The 16,636-nt window shown below is 49.3% G+C and carries 14 protein-coding genes; 11 read left to right on the top strand and 3 right to left on the bottom strand.

What is annotated here, in order from left to right; all coding sequences use genetic code 11:
* Nucleotides 1-199 precede the first annotated feature (199 nt).
* The 5 genes from DP091_RS10260 (at nucleotide 200) to DP091_RS10280 (ending at nucleotide 6,397) form a co-directional block, all read left to right on the top strand.
* Entirely contained in the window at nucleotides 200-2,167 is a 1,968-nt protein-coding gene (locus tag DP091_RS10260) for a methyl-accepting chemotaxis protein (protein ID WP_113058231.1), read from the top strand.
* A gap of 205 nt (nucleotides 2,168-2,372) precedes the next feature.
* Nucleotides 2,373-3,233 (top strand): transporter substrate-binding domain-containing protein, encoded by an 861-nt coding sequence (locus DP091_RS10265; RefSeq protein ID WP_071221923.1) that lies wholly within the window; start codon nucleotides 2,373-2,375, stop codon nucleotides 3,231-3,233.
* Between the two features lie 205 nt (nucleotides 3,234-3,438).
* Nucleotides 3,439-4,659 carry an ABC transporter substrate-binding protein gene (locus DP091_RS10270; protein ID WP_113058232.1) on the top strand — a complete coding sequence of 407 codons (1,221 nt, stop codon included), beginning with the start codon at nucleotides 3,439-3,441 and terminating at the stop codon, nucleotides 4,657-4,659.
* A 53-nt stretch (nucleotides 4,660-4,712) separates the two neighbouring features.
* Nucleotides 4,713-5,579: a carbohydrate ABC transporter permease gene (locus DP091_RS10275; protein ID WP_071221921.1), complete on the top strand. Its 867-nt coding sequence runs from the start codon at nucleotides 4,713-4,715 to the stop codon at nucleotides 5,577-5,579.
* Entirely contained in the window at nucleotides 5,579-6,397 is an 819-nt protein-coding gene (locus DP091_RS10280) for a carbohydrate ABC transporter permease (protein ID WP_113058233.1), read from the top strand. Before DP091_RS10275 ends, DP091_RS10280 begins: the two co-directional genes overlap by 1 nt.
* A gap of 231 nt (nucleotides 6,398-6,628) precedes the next feature.
* Here the strand turns inward: DP091_RS10280 and DP091_RS10285 are convergent, their stop codons facing one another.
* A complete protein-coding gene (locus DP091_RS10285; RefSeq protein ID WP_113058234.1) occupies nucleotides 6,629-8,092 on the bottom strand; it encodes a carboxylesterase/lipase family protein in 1,464 nt (487 codons plus the stop codon).
* A 278-nt stretch (nucleotides 8,093-8,370) separates the two neighbouring features.
* On the opposite strand from DP091_RS10285, the gene DP091_RS10290 reads away from it, so the two are divergent.
* The 6 genes from DP091_RS10290 (at nucleotide 8,371) to DP091_RS10315 (ending at nucleotide 14,911) form a co-directional block, all read left to right on the top strand.
* Entirely contained in the window at nucleotides 8,371-9,369 is a 999-nt protein-coding gene (locus tag DP091_RS10290; RefSeq protein ID WP_113058235.1) for a Gfo/Idh/MocA family protein, read from the top strand.
* A complete protein-coding gene (locus DP091_RS10295) occupies nucleotides 9,366-10,361 on the top strand; it encodes a Gfo/Idh/MocA family protein (protein WP_113058236.1) in 996 nt (331 codons plus the stop codon). Before DP091_RS10290 ends, DP091_RS10295 begins: the two co-directional genes overlap by 4 nt.
* Before the next feature lie 290 nt (nucleotides 10,362-10,651).
* Nucleotides 10,652-11,551 (top strand): helix-turn-helix domain-containing protein, encoded by a 900-nt coding sequence (locus DP091_RS10300; protein WP_113058270.1) that lies wholly within the window; start codon nucleotides 10,652-10,654, stop codon nucleotides 11,549-11,551.
* A 158-nt stretch (nucleotides 11,552-11,709) separates the two neighbouring features.
* Nucleotides 11,710-12,522: a MurR/RpiR family transcriptional regulator gene (locus tag DP091_RS10305; RefSeq protein WP_258394471.1), complete on the top strand. Its 813-nt coding sequence runs from the start codon at nucleotides 11,710-11,712 to the stop codon at nucleotides 12,520-12,522.
* A gap of 224 nt (nucleotides 12,523-12,746) precedes the next feature.
* Complete coding sequence (locus DP091_RS10310; protein WP_113058238.1) at nucleotides 12,747-14,237, top strand: PTS transporter subunit EIIC; 1,491 nt, start codon at nucleotides 12,747-12,749, stop codon at nucleotides 14,235-14,237.
* A gap of 29 nt (nucleotides 14,238-14,266) precedes the next feature.
* Complete coding sequence (locus DP091_RS10315; RefSeq protein WP_258394472.1) at nucleotides 14,267-14,911, top strand: N-acetylmannosamine-6-phosphate 2-epimerase; 645 nt, start codon at nucleotides 14,267-14,269, stop codon at nucleotides 14,909-14,911.
* 141 nt (nucleotides 14,912-15,052) lie between these two features.
* Here the strand turns inward: DP091_RS10315 and DP091_RS10320 are convergent, their stop codons facing one another.
* Both DP091_RS10320 and DP091_RS10325 read right to left on the bottom strand, forming a co-directional pair.
* The gene (locus DP091_RS10320; protein ID WP_113058240.1) at nucleotides 15,053-15,895 is read right to left on the bottom strand and encodes an undecaprenyl-diphosphate phosphatase; all 843 of its coding nucleotides are present in this window, start codon (nucleotides 15,893-15,895) and stop codon (nucleotides 15,053-15,055) included.
* A 104-nt stretch (nucleotides 15,896-15,999) separates the two neighbouring features.
* Nucleotides 16,000-16,611, bottom strand: a complete 612-nt coding sequence (locus tag DP091_RS10325) for a DedA family protein (RefSeq protein ID WP_113058241.1) — start codon at nucleotides 16,609-16,611, stop codon at nucleotides 16,000-16,002.
* Nucleotides 16,612-16,636: the final 25 nt, after the last annotated feature.

Consider the following 16,636-nt stretch of genomic DNA (forward strand, 5'->3'; position numbering starts at 1 on the left):
CTCTCAAAAAACGAACATACCTTACCGATAACTAATAAAGTGGAGTCTTATTTCACCATTTTATACCATGATTTTTCGACGTGATTTGTTCATTTTTGTTTGTAGAGAGAAAGTCCTTACAGAGAAAAGAGCACTTGCAAAAATTTTGGACGAATGATCGGATAGGACCCAGGCACTATTTTTGGGGAGGGTTTACAGCATGCTAAAGAGTCTCAAGCAAAAAATGATTACAATGATTTGTTTGCTCTTACTCGTCAGTCTTGGATCCGTCTTTGCCGTAACTTACAACCGGTCCTCCGTATTGCTTCAGGAGAGCCTGGACAAAGAGGCGCAGCTTCGCGCGGAGAAGCTTGCGCTTCAGATCGACCAATTTCTTGACGTGGAAATTGCTAAGGTTGAGACTGTGGGGAAGTTCGTCACGGGGAATAAAGCGCAAGACTTGCAATTGATACAAGCGGCGCAGGAAGTGAACCCGGAATTTGAAACCTTTTTCTTCTCGTACGATTTAACCGGGAAAAATGTCATTAACTTTCTGGGTGAAGTGACCGATGTATCCGATCGCGTTCACTATCAGGAGGCCGGGAAGGGCGAAGGCAAGCTGGTTGTATCAGAGCCGGTGCTTTCCAAACGTACGGGCAACAACATCGTAACGATGATCATTCCGTTAATGAAGGATGGTAAACAGTACGGTTACATGGGCTCTACGCTTCCGATCAACGAGGTGCAGAAAAAAGTATCCTCCCAAACCTTCGGAGATACCGGATACGCATTTCTTCTAAGCAAAGCGGGAACGTTCATGTGGCATCCAACAGAGGATTTCGTCCTTCAAAAGAAGGTCGAAGACGTGGAGAGCACGGAATTATCGCAAGCTTTTGACAAGGTGCGTCAAGGAGAGATGGGAGAATTCGAATATGTTCTGGATAACGTCGAATACACGGCGGCTTTCGCTTCATCCAATTTGAATTGGGGCATATTCGTAACGGCACCGACCAAGGAGCTGAATGCTCCGATCACGGAGATGTCGGTTACGCTAGTCATTATATCGGTTGCCGCGCTGGTCGTTTCCGCCGGTGCAGCGGTCTGGTTCACGGCACAGATCGTCCGGCCGATCCGCAGGCTCAACACAGCAGTTAAGGAAGTTGCGGCAGGCGATTTGACCAAAACGATTCAGGTTAGCGGCAAGGATGAAGTTGCCGTCCTTTCCGGCGATTTTAACCAGACGGTATCGCATTTGAAGCATCTGGTCCTCGGTGTGAACGATTCTTCCCGACAAGTTATGTCGGTAACGGAGACCGTTTCGAGCGGGGTGGAGACGGCTATGGACAGCGTGGATCGCATCGGCGTCTCCATTCGTCAAATTGCCAGCGGCGCGAATGCTCACGCCTCAAGCTCCAACGAGATCGCCGTATCGATGAGTGACATGGCTAGCGGGATCGTCAAAATAGCCGAAACGTCCTCCATGGTGTCTGAAGCTGCACAGGAGGCGGCAAGTCAAGCGGAGACCGGATCGGTTGTCGTTGAACAAGCCGTGAAGCAGATTGGCAACATCGGCGCGGGCACGACCAAGGTCGGAACGGCAATTGAGCGCTTAAATGAGCGTTCTTCCGAAATCGAGCAGATTCTGAGCTTCATCACGGAAGTGACCTCCCGGATTCGCTTGCTGTCCTTGAATGCTTCGATCGAAGCAGCTAGAGCAGGGGAGCATGGACGCGGCTTTGCAGTCGTGGCTGAGGAAGTTAAGAAACTGGCTGGACAGTCCGAGGTATCAACCGATCAGATCGCGAAGCTGATTACGGAAATCCGCGAGGACACAATTAACGCCGTACAGGTGATGGACGTCAGCCGGAAGGATGTACAGGATGGAATTGCGCTGATTGAAGAGGTGCGCGAGAAATTCGATAACATTTTGAGTGCGACACGCAACGTGGCTGACCACATTCTGGAGGTATCGGCAGCTTCCGAGGAAATGTCGGCGGGATCCGAACAAGTCAGCGCTTCGGTGGAAGAGCTGAAATCCATCGCAGATCTGACTTCCAGCGACGCCCAAAATGTGTCTGCCGCTGTGGAAGATCAAATCTCAACCATCAAGGAAATTTCGAATTCCGTTAAACATTTGGAGACGGTCGCTCAGGAGCTTAGCAAAGAGCTTGCCAAATTCAGGCTTTAACATTCCGTTCTTATGGATCGCGCGTAGGGGTACTTGAGAGGGGGGATGCATGGAAGAAAAGAAGCTCCAATCGTAACGTGTAAGGCAGTAAGCCAAGGAAAGTACCAGCAAGACGATGATCAGAGTGTTTCAGGCAGATCGATGCCGCTGCCAACCAAGGGGCATCACGATGTACAACTAGATGAAAACTGGAGGAAACGAAGACATGGCTAAGAATTGGAAAAAGGTATTACTTGCAGGGGTAGTCAGCTTATCATTGGTGGCAACGGGTTTTGCTGCAAACGAAGTGCTCACTTCACCGGAGGTATCCGCTAAATCGGCTTCGACCAATGCACCCGGACAACTAAAGAAACAATCGGCTTCCCAGCTCGACGAGATTATCGAAAGAGGCTACATCCGGGTGGGTATGACTGGGGATTACAAACCGTTTACATATTTAAATCCTGCTACAAAAGAGTATGAAGGTTATGATGTTGACGCTATGGAAGAGCTCGGTAAAGATCTGGGCGTGGAAGTTCGCTACGTCAACACCACATGGTCCAACATGATGAAGGACCTGCAGGCTGATAAATTCGACATCGCGGTGGGCGGCGTTACCCGCAACACGGCAAGACAAAAAACGGCTTATGTATCCCAAGGGTACATTTCCTTCGGTAAAGCCCCATTGATTCGTGCCGAAGACAAGGACAAATACCTGACGATTGAAGACATTAACAAACCTTCGGTTCGTATTGGCGTGAATCCGGGCGGAACAAACGAGGTGTTCGTACGCGAGCACCTGACGAAAGCTAATGTAACTGTCGTTCCAAACAATCTGGATATCCCTCATTTGGTGGCGGACGGTACGTATGATGTGATGATTACCGATACAATCGAAGCGATTACGTATGCAAAAGCAGATTCCAGACTGTATGCTGCATTGACAGATAAGCCGTTCACGAACAGCGAAAAAGGCTACATGATTCCTCGCGGCGACTTTGAATATGCAAGCTATCTGGAAATGTGGATTGACGAAATGAAGCTGCAAGGCAAGTTTGCGGACATTCATAAAAAATGGTTGGAGTAGGTTGAGTCAGGCTATGAACAGATAGCCAATCCCTGCCAGCAGACCAGGCTGAAGAGCCTGGTCTGCTGGCTTTTTTGTTTTGTCCAATAAAGTGAAGAGGGCTCCGCCTCGGCGTCCGGGAGGTTTACCAACCAAGCAAAAAGGGTAGTAAATAGACATGGACTTTGACCAAAACTACATCAGGATATGAAATGGGGGGCAGACCATGAAGCTTGGTACAAGGATCGCAGCGTGTTTGGTGATGGTATTGATGCTGGCCGCGTGCGGTGCAAAAGAGGAATCGGGACGCGTTCAGATTGAATTTTTTCAGAATAAGCCTGAGGCTAAGGGCTCCTTTGACGCACTAATTGAGAAATTTAATCAATCCCAATCCGAGATCAAGGTCGTTCAGGTAAATCCGCCGGATGCGGAGACCGTACTCAAGACAAGAGTTGTTAAGAATGATATTCCTGACATTATCGGCATGGGTGCAACAGATACGTATTCATTGCTGGCGCAAAGCGGCATATTTATGGATTTGACGAATAATCCGCTGCTGAGTCAGGTGGATGAGACCTATGTTCAGATGCTGAAGGACGTAGCGGGGATGGATGAGGTTACGGGCATTCCTTATTCAACGAACGCTAACGGCGTGATGTACAACCCGGAAATTTTTAAAGAATTGGGGCTCAGCGTTCCCAAGACCTGGGACGAGCTGTTAGCCACGGCTCAGAAGGCCAAGGATGCGGGGATAATCCCGTTTTATTACACATATAAAGACGATTGGCAGACGGTGCTCCCGTTTAACGCATTGGCATCCAATCTGGAGGGCATAGAGTTTTACATGGATCGGCGGGAAGGCTCGGTAACGTTTGCTGAGAAGTATCGAGAGATTGCGGAGAAGCAGCTCGCGTTGATGGACTATGGCCATGGGGATAACTTCGGCAAGAACTACGCGGACGGCAACCGAGGGTTTGCGAGGGGAGAATCGGCGATGTATATCCAGGGAACCTGGGCGATTCCGGAAATCCGGAAGGCCAATCCGGATGCGCCGATCGGCTTCTTTCCGCTGCCAACCGGCGATCATCCGGAGGAGAATAAACTGATTTCGGGCGTTGATACTCTGCTGGCTATTTCCGAGGAATCGAAGCATAAAGAGGAGGCACAGCGTTTTATTCAGTTTCTGCTGGAGCCTGAGAATAGCAAGCAATACAATACGGAGCAAACGTTGTTCTCGACCGTTGAGGGCGTGACGCAGGACGACCCTGCCGTTGCAGAGCTGCTGCCTTATCTGGAGCGGGGCCAAGTCATCGATTTTGCCGATCACTATATTCCTGCCGCTGTGCAGTTGAACTCAGTGATCCAATCCTTCCTCCAGAACAGGGATATTGACGGGTATCTAAAGAAGCTGGACACTGAATGGGACAAGGTAGCGGACAGACGCTAACGGAGCGATCAACGCTGTGACACGATATCCATGAGCATTGAGGAGGACCCAACATGAACAAGCGTCTTATGCCTTATTATTTGATGACCGTGCCAGCGGTCGTGCTGTTCTTCGTATTTCTGACACTGCCGGCCTTGCAGGGGGTGTATTACTCCTTCACGAACTGGAATGGATTCGGCGATAACTTCGATTTCATCGGATTCAAGAATTACGTCAATCTGTTCAAGGACGGCAACGTGGGCAATGCGTATTGGTTCACATTCAAATTCGCGGTCGTGGTAACCATCCTGATCAACATCTTTAGTCTGCTGATTGCCATGGGGCTGAACGCCAGAATCAAAGCGAGGAATTTCTTCAGAGGCATCTACTTTCTTCCGAATATTCTGAGTGTGCTGATCGTTGGTTACATCTTCAACTATCTGTTCTCGAATGTGTTCACCATCTGGGGCCAAAACCTGGGGATCGAGTGGCTGTCCACCAATATTCTGGGCAGTGAACAGCATGCCTGGATCGGTATCGTGGTGGTAGCGGTATGGCAGGGCATAGCTTATAACACGATCCTGTATCTCGCGGGGCTCCAGACTATCCCTCAAACACTGTACGAGGCGTCCAACCTCGATGGGGCGAACCGCTGGCAGGAATTTTGGAAAATAACGTTTCCGCTGATCGCGCCATTCTTTACGATCAACATGGTGCTTGCGATGAAGAATTCCCTAATGGTCTTTGACCAGATCGTCGCCCTTACCAACGGCGGTCCAGGCCGGGCCACGCAGTCCATCTCCCATCTGATCTACACCGGCGGCTTCGAGGGAGGGGAGTTTGCCTATCAATCCGCGAACTCCGTGATCTACTTCATCCTGATTGCCACGATATCGATTGTGCAGATTCGATTCCTGCAGAGAAGAGAGGGGGACATGTAATGCGGACGAAAACCAACTGGACGGTGATGATTCTCATCACATTGGGGACGATACTGATCCTGTTCCCGTTGTATATGACAATCACGATTGCGCTCAAAACGCCGGAGGACATGCTTACTTCCGTGTTTGGCCTGCCGAAGGAGCTTCATTTCGAGAATTTTACGAATGCCATTCGAATGACCAATTTCTTCAACGCGCTGGGCAATAGTGCCATGGTAACGACAGCAACGGTGGTACTGACCCTGCTGACCAATTCGCTTGTCGCTTATGCCATTGCCCGCAATATGAACCGAAAGTTCTTCAAGGGCTTATACTTCTATTTCATTAGCGCTATGTTCATTCCGTTCCCGATTATTATGCTGCCGCTGGTCAAGCTGACAGCCGGGTTCAATATGACGAATCTGGTCGGGTTGACCATCCTGCATACCGTGTATGCATTGGCATTTAACGTATTTGTTTATGTTGGTTATATTAAATCCATTCCGGTTGCGCTGGAGGAAGCGGCTCGGGTGGACGGCACGTCGACTTGGGGAACCTTTTGGAGAATCATATTCCCGATTATGGCACCGATCAATGCGACGGTAGGCATTCTGATCTGCCTTTCGACTTACAATGACTTCCTGCTGCCGCTCATCATTATCAGCGATACGGATTCCTACACGCTGCCGCTTGTGCAGTATATTTTCCAAGGGCAGTTCAATACAGATTTCAATCTGGCCTTTGCTTCATATCTGATGGCGATGCTGCCGATGATCATCATTTATCTGTTCGCGCAGAAGTGGATCATCAATGGCATTACGCAGGGAGCTGTGAAATAAGGAGCGGCTCGGTCATATCCAAGTGTCCTTCGATCAACGGAGCCTGAATCGGATGCTGTGGGAACAGAGTTACGCAAGAGGTTAGCCGTGTTTGTACATGTGCGGCCTGCTAAAATTAACAAAAAGCTGTACTCCGGCATGATGTCCATGATGTCATGCCAGGAGTACAGCTTTTTTGCTGTTATAAGGAGCCCCTCCCGCGAAAGGGCCCTTGCTTAAGGCTTGTCCATTTTATAATTGCAGCATTTTCCGTTTCTCCGCATCCGGGTCCTCGATGATCCTGCTGTCGTTGTTGAATATCATCGTTGAGCGCGATGCCGGATCATAAGCTGGCCACGGCAGCGCCTCCGTATCCGGCGAACCATGGCGCGCAAATGCAATCCAAGCATCCTGCATCCGGTCGGACAGGGCTTGCGTGGCGGCATCGACTTGAACACCGATGTTCTGAAACAGCGCCAGGGTGTTAAATACAAACGGTATCTCCAGGGCATGCATCGCTTTGCCGAGAACCGGATGATTTGGCAGCGTCCAATCGAATCGGTACATCCATACCGGCGCGTGTTTGCTCTGAGCGGAAGCGAATTGCAGGGCCGAACGCCAGAAATACAGGTCAGTCATAATCTGGGCATGTCCGTCGATGCTGTACGGGTATTCCTTGGTGATAGGCGCGGCATCCTGGATACCGGTCATCATTTCAACGGTGCGTACAAGATCGTCTTCCTTCACAAGCGGCATGTCCGGCCGGAAGAACAAGGCGCCTTCATCGAGATTTGTGCCGATCAGGATCGGCAAGTCCTTGGCCCAGCCCGATTGAACAGCCTGCAGCGGATCATGAGGCAAAGTGCCCGGTTCCAGCACCGGCTGGAAGATCATGCTGACACCGGAGCCAAAACGTTTCTTCAATCGTTCCCCGGCTTCGAATATTAATTCACCTGTGAGCGATTCAAGCTCATGGACCTTATCAGGCGTTATGTCCAGCTCTTTAAGCAAACCTGCCGTTACCATCTTTGCCTGTTCCGGAGCCATGACTTGGGCAGCACCGCTTTGCATGATAGCCCGGTGAAACAACCCTTTGGCTGCCGGCATTGCAAGTAAGGCTGCGATGCTCATGCTGCCGGCCGACTCTCCGAATACGGTAACCCGTTCGGGGTCGCCGCCGAAGCCCGCAATATGATCCCGTACCCATTGTAGGGCCGCTATTTGGTCCAATAAACCAGTATTGGAGGAAAAGGACTCGCCGTATGGGGAGAGATGGAGAAAGCCGAGCGGACCCAGCCGGTAATTGATTGTTACCACAATCACGTCGCCCCGGAGTACGAAAGGCGTGCCGTTATAGCTTGGCAAGCTGCCGGCGCCTGTGACGAAAGTGCCCCCGTGAATCCATACCATGACCGGCAGTGGCTCCGCCGGCGTGTTCAGGGGTGCCCACACATTGAGATAGAGGCAATCCTCGGACACCGTTTTGGTCACTCCTCCGCCTAGCATGCTTGAGGTGGATTCAAGCGGTTGAAGGCACATGGGGCTGAAGGCAGTGGCATCCTTTATCCCGTCCCATGGATCGGGGGGCACAGGAGCACGGAATCGAAGCGGGCCAACCGGGGGCTTCGCATAAGGAATTCCCTTCCATACGCGTACTCCGTTTTCCGAACTGCCTTGAATACGCCCGGCTTTCGTTTGAACGACAAGTTCTGACATGTTCACTCTACACCCTTTCTCTCTGTGGATCTTTCCTGTCGACCCTATTCGAATGTTATTCATAAATGGCTGAAGCGTCATATAGAAGATTTTTACTAATCTCTATAATACACTTTATCAAGTTAGCGGCATAAGTTCAAAAAAGCACGAATCATGCGAAATAGAGGCAGGAATGCCATGTCACATGAAGAATGTAACAGGGTGGGCCGTATTTGCGGACAACGAATACGGTGTCACCTTTTGGTCCAAGTCATTATAGGTATACTGGAGGGATAAGCATGAACATAGCGATTTTGGGCTGCGGAACGATGGGGACAGCCTATGCGCACAATTTGGCGAAAATGCCGGGAGTAACGGTGACAGGCGTGGTTGATATTAACGCCGGGCGGGCTGAGCGGGCAGCAGCTTTGACTGGGGCGAAGGCATACACGGATGTAGAGTCGCTGTTTGAACAAAAAGATTTGGTAACGGTTGCGGTGTGTCTGCCCACCTATCTCCATAAACCGTTTGTGCTGAAGTTAGCTGAAAGAGGGCTGCACGTCATCTGCGAAAAACCGGCTGCATTGACCCTGGAGGACGCGCTGGAAATGAAGGCAGCCTGCGAGAAGCATGGAGTCCGCTTGTTTATCGGACATGTTGTTCGATTCTTCCCGAACTATCATGATGCCTATCGGCAGGCCAACTCCGGGAGCATCGGAACACCAAAGATGGCTCACTTTAAGCGGTACGGTTCGTATCCGCAGGGCATGGATGGATGGTATAACGATCCGGGCAAGAGCGGCGGTGTTATCATGGACCTCTTGATTCACGATATCGATTTTGCCTGCTGGCTGTTCGGGGAAGTGGAGTCGGTATATGCTTCCACCGTTAAGCGGGATGAGCCTGAGATGGAGTATGCTCAGCTTACGCTGCATTTTAAAAATAAAGCAATCGCGAGTCTAACCGGCTATTGGGGGTACCCCGGACCGTTTACGACGCAGTTCGAAATTTCGGGAAATCAAGGAATCATAAGATTTGATAGCACTCAGGTGCAGTCTCTGGACATTAAATTGGTGAATGCGGAGGCAGGAGAGGGAGCAGCCGTACAGGTTCCTTCAAGCCCAAGCTTGTATGACCCATATTATTACGAGGTGCAGCATTTTATCGAGTGCATCCGGAACGGGGGCGAGCCGCTCGTCAGTATCAAGGATGCTTGTTATGCCGTTGCAATCGCTCAGGCAGCGGAGCAATCGGCTCAGACTGGACAGCCCGTGATGATCGGAGGGACAGTTTCATGAAGAAAGTTAAAGTAGGCTTTATTAGCTTTGCCCATATGCATGCAGCAAGTTATCTCTTAGGCATGCTGAAGCGGGATGATGTCGAGGTGGTCGGAGTCGCGGATGAGAACGCGGAGCGCGTGCGTCCTTACTCTGTTGACCGGGGAATCCCGTATTATGCAGACTATAATGAATTGCTGGCACAGGAACTGGATGCGGTTGTCATCTGTTCGGAAAATGCACGACATGCGGAATTTACCAAGCTTGCCGCTGCGGCGGGTAAGCATGTGCTGTGCGAGAAGCCGTTAGGTTTGTCCGAGTCCGAGATGCTGGAGATGATTCAAGTGTGCAAGGATCATGGCGTTCAGCTCATGACGGCCTTTCCTTGCCGTTATATTACCTCCGTGCGTCAGGCGAAGGAAGCGATTGACGCGGGACAAATCGGTGAGATTTTGGCCATGAAGGGAACCAACCGGGGAAGCATGCCTGGGGGCTGGTTTATCGAACGGGAGAAATCGGGCGGCGGAGCCGTATTGGACCATACCGTCCATGTGATGGACCTGATGCACTGGTTTACCGGCAGCAAGGCTGAGGAAGTGTACGCCCATGCGGAAACGCTCTTCAATGACACGGAGATTGACGATGCCGGCATGGTCCACGTTAAATTCGCGAATGGCGTTGTTGCTGTGCTGGACCCAAGCTGGTCCCGTAATCGCGCCTTCCCGACCTGGGGAGATGTAACGCTTGAGATCATCGGCACCAAGGGTGTGCTGAACATTGATTCTTTTGCCCAGAAGAACGATGTCTACAGCGATGTAACTGGTAAAGCAGCGTGGAGCTTCTGGGGCGATGATATGGATACAGGTCTTGTCAACAGCTTTATCGACAGCATTCGCGACGGCAAGCCGGTCGAAATAACTGGGGAAGACGGACTTTATTCTGCCCGTGTAGCCATTGCAGCGTATGAATCCGCAAGCACCAAGCGTGCCGTTCAGCTGAAACCGCTGGGATAAATGCCATTTATCCGGCTTTAGCCGTACAGCAGGATGCGCGCTCAGTTTCGTGTCACCGTCGACGACACGGATCCTCAAGACGTGAGGTCATGTCGAAGCGTCCGATACGCACCGCGGGCGGGTATAGCTTCTACATGGCAGGAGGCCTTTCCCGGGATCCATAATAAGAATCATATCATGGCAAAAGCCTCTTCGATCTTTGTAATCGAAGGGGCTTTTTGATGTTGGCAAAAAAGATCAAAAACGTGCTTCTTCCATTTGGTATTCTTATAACAAAGGAGGGCCTAACCTTGAGTACCCAGCGTATCATCCAAAAAAGCATAGCGTACATGGAACAGCATCTGGAGGAGCAGCTGACCCTCGCGGAAATTGCAGCCCATGCCGGTTTTTCGCCATATCACTTCCACCGCTTGTTTCGGAAGGAGGTCGGCATGAATATCGCGGATTATCTTAGAAAACGAAGACTCTGTTATGCCGCACAGCTCTTGCTGCACTCCGAGGCTGCGATTATCGACATTTCCCTGCACTGCCACTTCGAGAGTCAGGAGTCGTTTACGAGATCATTCAAAAAACTATACGGCATGCCGCCGGGGCGTTACCGGAAAATCTTTGCGGTCCACGCTCATCACTCAAGCCACTATAAAGGAGAGGATCACATGCAGCAACCATCTCAACCCGAATTAAAAGGCTGGTTTCTGAGCGAAAGCCACCCGCATGATTATGAAATCGGCGTCGACCGTTCTATCGCCCACCAAGGTAGCACTTCCGGTTACCTAAAAGCCCTTACCCCCATGGAGGCGGGCGCTTTTGCGACCATGATGCAGCAATTCAAAGCCGATAAGTATGCGGGCAAGCGGATGCGGTTCTCCGGATTTGTCAAAACCGAGAACGTCAAAGAATACTGCGGGCTGTGGATGCGCGTTGATAACCGTGCGGAAGACGTGCTTCAGTTCGATAATATGAATGATCGGCGCATTGTGGGCAGTACGCACTGGAATCACTACGCCATCGTGCTTGACGTACCCGAGGAGAGCGCCACGATCTCGATCGGTGTTCTGCTGATGGGGGCAGGCAAGGTGTGGCTGGACAGCCTCCGTTTTGAAGAGGTGGATCTTGGCGTACCGACGACGAACCTTGATCTTCACTATGAAATGCTGGAGGAGCCTACCAATTTATCGTTTGAGGAGTGAGGCGGAGAAGCTTCACGCCGCGAGCTCGATATCATTCTCTGCATACCCGTTTTTACGAACTAGGATTCAGGATGGGCACTAGCATTCACGCCTATGGCAATAATATTGAATCCATATGCTTTTTTTGTTATAATTCCCAAATGGCGGTGGTGGATTCAATGGATATTTATATGGTTATTCAGCAGTTATATCCGAGTTTCTCGAAGAAAGAACAGTTGGTAGCGAATTATATTCTTCAAGAAGGTCAATCAATTAATAACATGAATATATCTGTCCTGGCCAACCATGTTGGTGTCTCGAATGGGACAATTACGCATTTTTGCAAGAAGATTGGTTGCAATAATTTTGCCGAATTGAAGGTTCAGTTGGGCAGGCTTCGTATTGCAACGGCTCCTTCGGCGGAGGACAATATTCTCATTCAAGTATCTAAATTCTATCAGACGGTCATTGAGCGTTCGAATCAATTACTGGACATTACATATTTGCATCGACTTGCTGAAGCGATTAAGAGCGCGGCGCGAATTTACATATACGGAATCGGGAGCTCGGGACTTTCAGCGAAGGAAATGATGCTTCGCTTGCTCCGTATGGGCTTCAATGTGCAGAGTATTACGGATTCTCATTTAATGCTGATCAATAGTTCGATATTGAATGAGAATGATTTCGTTATTGCGATTTCCAGTTCAGGGGAAACGTCTGTCATTGTCGATGCAACCAGAATCGCAAAGAATAATGGGTGCAAAGTCATCTGTCTGACCAGCTTCTCCGAAAGTACGCTTGCGCAACAAGTGGACTCTTTCATTTTGGTCTCCAATACCTTGTTTGTTGATAAAGAAAGGTTTGTAAATAGTCAATTTTCCGTCATGTATGCGATAGATATTTTATGCATGATCTTACTCGCGGATCCGGATTTAAATAGTCGGATGCAAATTACAGTGAATACGATTCTTGAACATAATCGAATGGATTAATAACAAAGCTTTCATCGTACCTGTGAACCTCAGAAGTTGACGTGTTTTTCGTCTACTGGAGGGGCACAGGTTTTTTTATTGTCATTGTTCATACTAAGTGTCATAGATTCATTACCATTTAATAAAATTATTTTAGTGAAATTATATTTACTAAAATAATTTCATGATGTAGAATTGACATATCGCGATGGAATACAATGATTGATCCAATAGGAGGAAAATCCATGTTTAAACAGTTGCAAAAGCTTGGTAAGTCATTTATGTTACCGATTGCAATCCTACCTGCCGCGGGTTTGCTGCTTGGGATTGGGGGAGCCTTATCGAATGCGAATACGATTGCTGCATATCCGATTCTGAATACGCGGTTTTTACAAGCTGTTTTTCAAATTATGTCGGCAGCCGGTAATGTTGTGTTTGCCAACTTAGCGCTAATCATGTGTATTGGTCTTGCCGTGGGGTTAGCGAAAAAAGATAAAGGTACTGCTGCGCTGGCGGCGGCCGTCTCGTTCCTGGTTATGAATGCATCGATTGGTGCAATGATCACTGTATTTAATCCAAGCGTTGAATCCATTGACACCGGAGTTGTAGGGGCTATTGTCATTGGTATCCTGGTTACTTATTTGAACAATCGATACCGGGGGATTCAATTACCTTCCTTTCTTGGATTTTTTGGAGGCTCGCGGTTTATTCCGATCGTCTCATCGTTTAGTGCTATTTTTGTAGGCGGGATCTTCTTCTTAATCTGGCCCACATTTCAAGGCTGGCTGGTAGCGGCAGGGACCGCTATAGCCGGAATGGGATATTTCGGTACCTATTTATACGGATTCTTGCTTCGTCTTACAGGTGCTGTCGGTCTACACCATATGATTTATCCGATGTTCTGGTTCACAGAGCTGGGCGGTGTCGCCACGGTTGCAGGTCAGCAAGTGGTGGGTGCGCAGAAAATCTTTTTTGCCGAACTGGCTGATCCGAATCATGTTGGAATGTTCTCCGAAGGAACCCGTTTTTTTGCAGGACGTTTTGCTACGATGATGTTTGGTCTTCCTGCGGCATGTCTTGCGATGTATCATTGCGTTCCGAAGCATCGTCGCAAGCTTGTGTTTGGTTTGTTCTTTAGTGCAGCGCTGACATCGTTCCTGACAGGGATTACGGAGCCGATTGAGTTTATGTTCTTATTCGTCGCTCCCTGGTTATACGTGATTCATGCGGCTCTGGATGGTCTATCCTTTATGATCGCGGATATGTTATCCGTTCGTATCGGCAATACCTTCTCTGGCGGGGCCATCGACTTCATGCTCTTTGGGGTTCTACAGGGGAATGCCAAAACGAATTGGATCTATGTCATTATTGTCGGGCTCTTCTGGGCTATCATCTATTACCTTGTGTTCCGCTTCTTAATTGCGAAATTCAATGTGGCGACACCTGGACGTGAAAGTGATGGGGAGAGCGTATCGGTCGAAACCAAGGACAGCATTGGAGAGACCGCGATGAAAGTGCTGAATGCGCTTGGTGGCAAGGAGAACTTGGAAGATGTCGATGCATGTATTACAAGACTTCGTGTTGCAGTCAAAGATGTATCGAAAGTAGATAAGGATACAATTAAAGAACTGGGCGCTACTGCAGTATTGGAAGTGAAAGGCGGGATTCAGGCTGTATTTGGCGCAAAAGCCGACTTAATTAAACAAAAGATAAATGAGGCTATTGGAGAAGAATAAAAGAGGATATGGCTTGGAGGGAACATATTGTGAAACGAGGATTAATTGTATCATGTCAGGCTTTGCCAGGCGAGCCGTTGCATAGTTCGTTTATTATGGGACGTATGGCCATTGCGGCAGCCGAATCCGGTGCGGTGGGGATCCGTGCTAATAGCGTTGAAGACATCGAGGAAATTAAGAAGCAAGTTGAGTTGCCCATTATTGGCATTATCAAAAAAGACTATCCGGGCATGCAATCGTTCATTACAGCGACCATGACCGAAGTGGATGCGCTTGTTGGTACGGGGGTTGAGATTATTGCTGTGCAAGCAACGATGGATCAGGATGAGGCATTCCTGCAATCGATCTTTACAAAATATCCTTCGCAGAAGTTCATGGCGGATATCTCCACAACGGAAGAAGGGTTGCGAGCAGAGCGATTAGGGTTCCACTACATTGGAACGACACTTATTGGTTATACACCGCAGTCTCAGCATGTGGAGAAGTTCACCGTGCTGGAAGAACTGATTAAGCAGTGTAAGAAGCCAGTCATTGCAGAAGGCAACTTCAACACACCGGAGCAGGCTGCAAAAGCGATCGAAATGGGAGCTTATTGTGTGGTTGTAGGCAGCGCCATAACAAGGCCGCAAATCATCACGAAATGGTTCTCGAACGCGGTAAACGAAATTCTATAACAAAAGAGATACAGTTGTACAAAAGCTATCCGCGCACCCTTAATAAAAGGCGGGGCTGTCCCAAAAGTCATTGAAGATGACTTAGGGGACAGCCCCGCCTTTTTCCGATCTTGTGCATTTAATATACATGAACGAGCGGTTTTACAGATAAAGAACCAACGCAATTATAGCAGCGAGCACGATCCGATAAATCGCAAACGGCACCAGCTTGATCCGGTTAATCAGCTTCAGGAAGAAGCGGATGGAGATCAAGGCGAAGACGAAGGCTGCCACGAAACCGGCGATGAAGAAGGGAAGAGCCTCCAGCGTGAAGTATTCCCAATTCTTCAGGAGCGACAGCAAGCTGGCTCCGAACATGATCGGCACTGCCATAATGAAGGTAAAGTCAGCCGCCGCGCGGTGACTCATACCGAGCATGACGCCTCCGGAGATGGTGGAGCCGGAGCGGGAGAAGCCCGGCCAGAGCGACAGACACTGAATCAGTCCGACGCTGAATGCCTGTCTGTACGTAATTTGGTCGACAGTGACCACTTTCGGCTCTTTTTTCGAGCTGACTTTATCAGCGACGATCATGAAGACGGCTCCGATCACAAGTCCGATAAGCACCGTTTCGGTAGAAAATAAATGCTCGTCAATAAGGTCTTCGAACAAGACGCCCAGAACACCAGCCGGAATCAAACCGACGATAACCTGGCTGAGCTTCAATCTGCCTGTACCCGCCGGTACGCCGGCTTCAGGCTTTTTGCGTTTGAGTCCCAAGAGATCCAGGAAGCGGTCCTTAAACACAACGAGGACGGCGAGAATGGAGCCAAGCTGAATGACAACCTTGAAGGTATTGGCTACGTATTTCGTCAGAAACTCCTCGGATTTCAGCCACATATCATCAACGATGATCATATGTCCGGTTGAGGATACAGGAGCGAACTCGGTCAGTCCCTCGACGATTCCCAGAATAATTGCTTTGAGGATGGTTAAAAAATCCATGACCTATAGTCTCTCCCTTACAAAAAATATTAAATGTAATGATATGAATGATGAATGGCATGAAGTGCGTATTCAATCTTCAACTTTTCAGTGGGAACCCGATTTTAAGCTGACTTTCTCCGCTTGCGGAAGAAAAGGAACAGAAACGCAATCCCGGCCACAGCTATTACAGCATAAGCGATATTGGAATAGACGTCCATGAAGGCCACGATTTTTTCCCATGAACCGCCGACAGCGGCTCCCACACATACCAGAATAACGTTCCAGATCAGTGTACCGATCGTCGTGAAGAGGAGGAACATGCCGAACTTCATGTTGGACATCCCCGCCGGGATGGAGATCAGGCTTCGGATCAGTGGAATCATGCGGCAGAACAGGACGGTCCAGTAGCCGTATTTATCAAACCACGCATCCGCCTTGCGAATGTCTTCTTTTTTGACGCGAAGAATATGTCCCCAACGATCCACGATTTTTTCAAGCCGCTCGACATCGAGCAGGCGACCAATCCCGTACAGAATAACAGCACCGGCTATCGATCCGATCGTAGCGGCAATGATAACGCCTGGCACCGTCAATTTCGTGTAGGTGGTCATGAACCCGCCGAAGGTAAGAATGACCTCGGAGGGGATTGGAGGAAACACGTTTTCCAGGGCAATCATCAGCAGGATGCCGATATAGCCGAACTGCTCCATAATATCCGTAATCCAGTTTTCCAAAAGTTACACCTCTTTCAAATGATAA

This window comes from Paenibacillus sp. MDMC362 (assembly GCF_003269305.1).
GTDB lineage: Bacteria > Bacillota > Bacilli > Paenibacillales > Paenibacillaceae > Paenibacillus_AQ.